The 6,556-nt window shown below is 41.7% G+C and carries 6 protein-coding genes and 11 tRNA genes; 16 read left to right on the top strand and 1 reads right to left on the bottom strand.

Going from position 1 to position 6,556, the window contains the following annotated elements; genetic code table 11:
* Nucleotides 1-11 precede the first annotated feature (11 nt).
* The 4 genes from alr to PH210_RS27475 all read left to right on the top strand — a co-directional run bounded on the left by alr (nt 12) and on the right by PH210_RS27475 (nt 4,481).
* Nucleotides 12-1,175 (top strand): alanine racemase, encoded by a 1,164-nt coding sequence (gene alr, locus PH210_RS27460; RefSeq protein WP_289989556.1) that lies wholly within the window; start codon nt 12-14, stop codon nt 1,173-1,175.
* Nucleotides 1,176-1,359: 184 nt separating this feature from the next.
* Nucleotides 1,360-1,641 carry a CopG family ribbon-helix-helix protein gene (locus PH210_RS27465; RefSeq protein WP_223596333.1) on the top strand — a complete coding sequence of 94 codons (282 nt, stop codon included), beginning with the start codon at nt 1,360-1,362 and terminating at the stop codon, nt 1,639-1,641.
* Between the two features lie 4 nt (nt 1,642-1,645).
* Nucleotides 1,646-1,996, top strand: a complete 351-nt coding sequence (gene ndoA, locus PH210_RS27470) for a type II toxin-antitoxin system endoribonuclease NdoA (protein WP_007083556.1) — start codon at nt 1,646-1,648, stop codon at nt 1,994-1,996.
* Between the two features lie 325 nt (nt 1,997-2,321).
* Nucleotides 2,322-4,481: a Tex family protein gene (locus tag PH210_RS27475; RefSeq protein ID WP_483312149.1), complete on the top strand. Its 2,160-nt coding sequence runs from the start codon at nt 2,322-2,324 to the stop codon at nt 4,479-4,481.
* A 19-nt stretch (nt 4,482-4,500) separates the two neighbouring features.
* On the opposite strand, the gene cmpA is transcribed toward PH210_RS27475, so the two are convergent.
* A complete protein-coding gene (cmpA, locus tag PH210_RS27480; RefSeq protein WP_223596335.1) occupies nt 4,501-4,614 on the bottom strand; it encodes a cortex morphogenetic protein CmpA in 114 nt (37 codons plus the stop codon).
* A 96-nt stretch (nt 4,615-4,710) separates the two neighbouring features.
* Between cmpA and PH210_RS27485 the strand changes: the two genes are divergently transcribed.
* The 12 genes from PH210_RS27485 (at nt 4,711) to PH210_RS27540 (ending at nt 6,444) form a co-directional block, all read left to right on the top strand.
* Entirely contained in the window at nt 4,711-5,184 is a 474-nt protein-coding gene (locus PH210_RS27485; RefSeq protein WP_289989569.1) for a SprT family protein, read from the top strand.
* Nucleotides 5,185-5,301: 117 nt separating this feature from the next.
* Nucleotides 5,302-5,376, top strand: a tRNA-Asn gene (locus PH210_RS27490).
* 4 nt (nt 5,377-5,380) lie between these two features.
* Nucleotides 5,381-5,471: transfer RNA gene (locus PH210_RS27495), tRNA-Ser, on the top strand.
* A 10-nt stretch (nt 5,472-5,481) separates the two neighbouring features.
* Nucleotides 5,482-5,553: transfer RNA gene (locus PH210_RS27500), tRNA-Glu, on the top strand.
* Nucleotides 5,554-5,602: 49 nt separating this feature from the next.
* Nucleotides 5,603-5,679 (top strand) — tRNA-Asp (locus PH210_RS27505).
* A gap of 21 nt (nt 5,680-5,700) precedes the next feature.
* Nucleotides 5,701-5,775 (top strand) — tRNA-Gln (locus tag PH210_RS27510).
* Between the two features lie 37 nt (nt 5,776-5,812).
* A tRNA-Lys gene (locus tag PH210_RS27515) sits at nt 5,813-5,885 on the top strand.
* Nucleotides 5,886-5,902: 17 nt separating this feature from the next.
* Nucleotides 5,903-5,987, top strand: a tRNA-Leu gene (locus PH210_RS27520).
* 61 nt (nt 5,988-6,048) lie between these two features.
* Nucleotides 6,049-6,134: transfer RNA gene (locus PH210_RS27525), tRNA-Leu, on the top strand.
* Nucleotides 6,135-6,195: 61 nt separating this feature from the next.
* Nucleotides 6,196-6,272: transfer RNA gene (locus tag PH210_RS27530), tRNA-Arg, on the top strand.
* A gap of 6 nt (nt 6,273-6,278) precedes the next feature.
* A tRNA-Pro gene (locus PH210_RS27535) sits at nt 6,279-6,355 on the top strand.
* A gap of 15 nt (nt 6,356-6,370) precedes the next feature.
* Nucleotides 6,371-6,444, top strand: a tRNA-Gly gene (locus PH210_RS27540).
* Nucleotides 6,445-6,556 lie beyond the last annotated feature (112 nt).

Below are 6,556 nucleotides of genomic sequence, written 5' to 3' on the forward strand. Positions count from 1 at the left end.
GAAGTGGAATTATGGAAAGTCTTGATCATTTTTACCGAGATACCTGGGCTGAAGTGGATTTAGATGGTATAGAAGAGAATATAACCTCCGTGAAAAATCATCTCCCTAAAGAGATTGAAATCATCGCGGTTGTGAAAGCCAATGCTTACGGACATGGAGATGCCAAGGTGGCTGAAACTGCTTTGGCCGCAGGGGCTGCTTATTTAGCTGTTGCTTTTATGGATGAAGCTATCGCATTACGGAAAAAAGGCATTCAAGCTCCTATCCTGGTATTAGGTGCCTCACGTCCTCAAGATGTGCATTTGGCTGCAAAAAATCAGATCACTCTCACTGTTTTCCAAAAGGATTGGCTTGAGGAAGCCAAAAAATATTTGCAAGCTGGTGAGAAGCTAACCGTTCATATAAAGGTTGATACGGGCATGGGGAGACTTGGCATTCGCAGCAGTGAAGAGTTAAAAGAATTGGAGCAAATGATGGCGAATGAAGCAAAGTTTCTTTTTGAAGGAATCTATACCCACTTTGCGACAGCTGATGAACTGGATCAAACCTATTTTCAGCAGCAATTAGCTGCATTTGAAAACCTGCTGACATCGTTAACGAAACGGCCGAAATATGTACACTCCAGCAATAGTGCCGCTGCCATTCGTTTTCCGAAAGCTTACTTTAATGCAGTACGTCTTGGGATTGCGATGTACGGCTTAACGCCATCGCTTGAGATGGAAAAAGAAATTCCTTTTTCCTTAAAAGAGGCCTTTTCCTTAAAAGCGCGGCTTGTCCATGTGAAAAAGATGCAAAAAGGCGATAAAGTGAGTTATGGAGCAACGTATGAAACAGGGAAGGATGAATGGATTGGAACGATTCCCATTGGTTATGCTGACGGATGGATTCGTAAGCTGTCCGGTCAAGAAGTGCTGGTGGATGGGAAGCGGGTGCCGATTGTCGGCAGAATATGTATGGATCAGTGCATGATTCGCCTTCCTTATGAGGTTCCAGTTGGCAAAACAGTAACGTTGATCGGGTCAGACGGAAACCAGACGATATCGATCAATGAGATTGCCGCTAAATTGGAGACGATTAATTATGAAATCCCTTGTATGGTAGCAGGGCGTGTTCCGCGGCTTTACAAAAAAGGCGGTAAAATTGTCGAGATAAAAAATTATTTGCTCGATGAATAACAGGGTTAAAAAAAGAAATTTTAACATATTTATGATATTGCGGTTGTTTGTGCATAAAAGAGGCTTTTATTGGCTTATAATACAGTAGAATTATATTTAGTCTATGAATTGGGCTCGTTTAGTGTTATTATAAAATATGGTACAGATAAAAAATGGTGTGTAGTGATGGTGGAGGTGTATGTTTGTGTCTGAAACTGGCGCAACTACGGAAATCTTAGTGAAGTTACCGCAACACTTATTAACTGAGTTAGATGGTTTCGTAAAGCAGGAAAATGTAAACCGAAGCGAGTTTATCTACCAGGCAACAAAAATGTATTTACGCGAACGTAAAAAGAGACAAATTCGCGAGTCCATGAGACGTGGATACATGGAAATGGCAAAGATTAATCTTCGAATTGCATCTGAAGCATTTCAAGCAGAATATGAGGCAGAACACACAGTTGAACGTCTTGTAAGCGGAGGATAAACCTTTGATTGTCAAGCGTGGTGACGTTTATTTCGCGGACCTATCCCCAGTTGTTGGTTCTGAACAAGGCGGCGTCCGTCCTGTACTTGTCATCCAAAACGACATCGGGAATCGGTTTAGTCCCACAGTGATTGTTGCAGCGATTACAGCTCAAATTCAAAAAGCGAAGCTACCAACTCATGTAGAAATTGATGCGAAGCGCTACGGATTTGAACGGGATTCGGTCATTCTGTTAGAGCAAATTCGTACAATTGATAAGCAGCGGTTAACCGATAAAATTACCCATCTCGATGACGAAATGATGGAAAAAGTGGATGAAGCCTTGCAAGTTAGCTTAGGTCTCATCGAATTCTAGTTAAATGAACGCTCTTTTTAAAAGAGCGTTTTTTCATACATATTCTGCCCTTATACTTAATACTGCTTAGAGCAAGCTTTCATGGCTTGCTTTTTTTTATAAAAATTTAATAGTGCCCGAGAAGATGAAAAAGAAAGGTACCGGTCACCCATAAAGCCTGTGAGCAAGAAAAAAGAGAAGTGGCGGTCGATAAGAACACTTCCAAATACCCGCGACCATGAAAAAGTCGTGATAAAAAAATGGACAACACTCGTTTAATGAAACGCCCATGTTAATTTGATACAATAAGAAAAAAGATTGGAGGATTATTCTTGTGACTGAAACAATGGTAAAAGAAGATCAGTTGTTAGGGAAAATTGCCACCGAACTCGCTATTCCCTATAAGCAAGTTAAAAATGTTATCTCTTTATTAAATGAAGGAAATACAGTTCCATTTATTGCACGCTACCGAAAAGAAATGACCGGCGCTCTTGATGAAGTACAAATCCGTAATATCCTAGAACGCTGGCAATACATACAAAACCTTGAACAAAGAAAAGAAGAAGTTATCCGAATCATCTCCGAACAGGGCAAATTAACGGATGAACTCCAGCAAAATATAACAAAGGCTGAAAAACTTCAAGAGGTAGAAGACTTATATCGTCCATACAAACAAAAAAGACGAACCAAGGCCACTATCGCGAAAGAAAAAGGTCTCGAACCATTGGCCGAATGGCTGCTAACCTTTTCGAACCAGAGTATCGAAGAGAAAGCAAAAGAGTTTTTATCCGAGGAAAAAGAAGTCCGAACGATTGAAGAGGCTATCGCAGGTGCGAAAGACATCATAGCTGAAATGGTATCTGATGATGCGGAAGGCCGTAAATGGATACGTAAAGAAACAACCAAATCCGGTACAGTTGCTTCTACGGTAAAAGAAGCAGAAAAGGACGAGAAAAACGTCTATGAAATGTACTATGAGTACGAAGAACCTGTAAATAAAATCGTTCCCCACCGAATTTTAGCTTTAAATCGCGGCGAAAAAGAGGACATTCTTCGAGTCTCAGTAAAAATGAATACCGACTTAATCCTGTCGTATCTATCTAAAAAATGGATCCATAATACCAATTCATCTGCAGCGCCAATCGTGTTAGAAGCGGTAGAAGACAGCTATAAACGCTTAATTCAACCATCAATTGAGCGGGAAATCCGCTCTGAGTTAACAGAAAAAGCAGAGGAACAAGCGATTCATATTTTTTCTGAGAATCTGCGTAATTTATTGTTGCAGCCGCCATTGAAGGGAAAAGTCGTCATTGGTGTCGATCCGGCTTACCGGACAGGCTGTAAATTAGCCGTTGTCGATGAAACGGGTAAAGTGCTGAAAATTGATGTGATTTATCCACATCTTTCAGATTTCAAAGCAAAAGAAGCGCGAGAAAAATTTATTAATATCCTTCGTGAATATAAGGTAGAAATGGCGGCAATCGGGAACGGTACCGCATCAAGGGAAACAGAGCAGTTCGTCGCTGATATTTTAAAAGAAATGGATGAAGAAGTCTTCTATTTGATTGTTAATGAAGCTGGCGCCAGCGTGTATTCCGCCTCTGACTTGGCAAGGGAAGAATTTCCGAATTTCCAGGTTGAAGAAAGGAGCGCGGTATCCATAGCAAGACGTTTGCAGGATCCATTAGCTGAATTAGTGAAAATCGACCCGAAATCAGTCGGCGTTGGCCAGTACCAGCATGATGTTTCACAAAAAAGACTTTCAGAATCGCTGCATTTTGTCGTAGAAACAGCGGTTAACCGGGTGGGCGTAAATGTTAATACAGCATCATCCTCACTTTTGCAATATGTTGCGGGTTTAAACAAAACAGCCGCAAACAATATTGTCAAAATGCGAGAAGAGACAGGGAAATTCACAAGCAGGGTTCAGTTGAAGAAAGTGCCCCGCCTTGGTGCGAAAACCTATGAACAGGCTATTGGTTTCCTGCGGGTATTAGATGGAAAACAGCCGTTAGACCGGACAGGAATTCATCCGGAAAACTATGACGAAGTAAAAAAACTATTAGCAAAACTGGGCTTTACTACGGACGCACTAGGTTCCGAAGAGCTAAAAGCAGCATTAAGCGGTCTTGACCTCAAGTCTGTTTCTAAAGAATTGGCGATTGGCGAATTAACCTTAAAAGATATCGTTGATGCTTTGGTGAGACCTGAGAGAGACCCGCGAGATGACTTACCTCGTCCACTCTTGAAAAAAGATGTATTAAAACTAGAGGACTTAAAAGCCGGTATGGAACTGCAAGGCACCGTACGGAATGTTGTTGATTTTGGGGCATTTGTCGATATCGGCGTTAAACAAGACGGGCTTGTTCACATTTCAAAACTGAGCAACCGATTTGTAAAACATCCACTAGATATTGTATCTGTCGGCGATGTGGTTACAGTTTGGGTAGATTCCGTTGATATGAAAAAAGGCCGGGTTGCCCTAACCATGCTGCAGCCTTCTTAATTAAAGAGAAAACACTGCTTTAAGAGCAGTGTTTTTTTCTGTAAAAAAACCAGCACTGGTTTAACATCTTGATCTGGTAGCGGTTCTTTTCATAGAAAGCTCTTTTCATTTGGTTTTGAAACCAAGTCGGCATAATTAAAACCTCCCGAAAAGCATTCTTCAATAAGGGTATAAACAATATATGCTATAATAGGTTGTCACGTTCGAAGAGAAAGGGAGGGGAGTTTAAATGGATGATTCAAGTCTTCAGTTATTGGTAGAAAAAACCTCAATTGAATCATTTGGAAAACCTTTTAAGCATCATGCTTCCTTTAATCCAAGGTTAAAATCAACCGGCGGCAGATATCTTTTAAACACACATAATATTGAAATCAACAAAAAGTATTTAGAACAGCTAGGAGAAAAAGAATTGATCGGGATTATTAAACACGAACTATGCCATTACCATCTTCATCTTGAAGGAAGAGGATATCAGCATCGCGATCAAGACTTTAAAGTTCTTCTAAAAAAGGTTGGGGCACCCCGGTTTTGCAATCAACTCCCGGAACGGAAAGTAAAGCGTTCTCTGAAAAAAATACTTGTCTACCAATGCATGAAATGCAAACAATCCTATCAAAGAAAAAGAAGCATTAATACAAGCAGATATGTGTGCGGAAAATGCAAAGGGAAATTGACGAAGATCCAGGAGGTAATATTCGAGTAAGGAGAGATTTTGGAAAAAATCTTTATTTAAAAATCGTATTGACTTTATATTATTTCATCATTATAATGTAAAGAGTCGACAGGGCAAACGCCTTGTTTAAGAAATAGATAATATTATTCCGCAGTAGCTCAGTGGTAGAGCTATCGGCTGTTAACCGATCGGTCGTAGGTTCGAGTCCTACCTGCGGAGCCATATTGGGGAAGTACTCAAGAGGCTGAAGAGGCGCCCCTGCTAAGGGTGTAGGTCGGGTAACCGGCGCGAGGGTTCAAATCCCTCCTTCTCCGCCATATAATTTTTGGCCCCTTGGTCAAGCGGTTAAGACACCGCCCTTTCACGGCGGTAACACGGGTTCGAATCCCGTAGGGGTCATCAGAAATGGAGAATGAGCAAAAGCTCATTTTCTGTTTCTTAATTAATTGGTCTGGTAGTTCAGTTGGTTAGAATGCCTGCCTGTCACGCAGGAGGTCGCGGGTTCGAGTCCCGTCCAGACCGCCATTTAATTTATTTTTTTGTTATTGGGCTATAGCCAAGCGGTAAGGCATCGCACTTTGACTGCGACATGCGTTGGTTCAAATCCAGCTAGCCCAGCCATTTCTTTTGTTGAGCCGTTAGCTCATGGATATGAAATGAGCCATTAGCTCAGTTGGTAGAGCATCTGACTTTTAATCAGAGGGTCGAAGGTTCGAGTCCTTCATGGCTCACCTTTAGACAACATTATGCGGGTGTGGCGGAATTGGCAGACGCACCAGACTTAGGATCTGGCGCCGCAAGGCGTGGGGGTTCGACTCCCTTCACCCGCACCATTTATTTCCTCTTGAAAAGTAATCGGTAATCTGATATGATTATCTTTGTCGCTGATTTAATGCGGTCGTGGCGGAATGGCAGACGCGCTAGGTTGAGGGCCTAGTGGGGGCAACCCCGTGGAGGTTCAAGTCCTCTCGGCCGCACCAAAAAAAGATTTGACAAACCCAATTAAGTGTGATAAACTTTAAAAGTTGGTTTTAACAAGATGCGCCCGTAGCTCAATTGGATAGAGCGTCTGACTACGGATCAGAAGGTTATGGGTTCGACTCCTTTCGGGCGCGCCATTATTACGGGAAGTAGCTCAGCTTGGTAGAGCACTTGGTTTGGGACCAAGGGGTCGCAGGTTCGAATCCTGTCTTCCCGACCATTCAAAATTTTATACGCGGGTGTAGTTTAGTGGTAAAACCTCAGCCTTCCAAGCTGATGTTGTGAGTTCGATTCTCATCACCCGCTCCAAATTACCTTATATAATTGTTCTTTGAAAACTAAACAAACAAAAACGTCAACAAACAATAATATTCGTTTCTTATTGAAACGAAGCCAACGTTTTATTTTATGAGCTAATCAA

Origin of the sequence: Paenibacillus sp. BSR1-1, from assembly GCF_030403775.1 — a bacterium.
Classification (GTDB): domain Bacteria; phylum Bacillota; class Bacilli; order Bacillales; family Cytobacillaceae; genus Neobacillus.

Bases quoted from the DNA above. Each gene is read 5' to 3' on its own strand.
- alr (WP_289989556.1), top strand. From the start codon at position 12: ATGGAAAGTCTTGATCATTTTTACCGAGATACCTGGGCTGAAGTGGAT.
- PH210_RS27475 (WP_483312149.1), top strand. From the start codon at position 2,322: ATGGTAAAAGAAGATCAGTTGTTAGGGAAAATTGCCACCGAACTCGCT.
- cmpA (WP_223596335.1), bottom strand. From the start codon at position 4,614: ATGCCGACTTGGTTTCAAAACCAAATGAAAAGAGCTTTCTATGAAAAG.
- PH210_RS27485 (WP_289989569.1), top strand. From the start codon at position 4,711: ATGGATGATTCAAGTCTTCAGTTATTGGTAGAAAAAACCTCAATTGAA.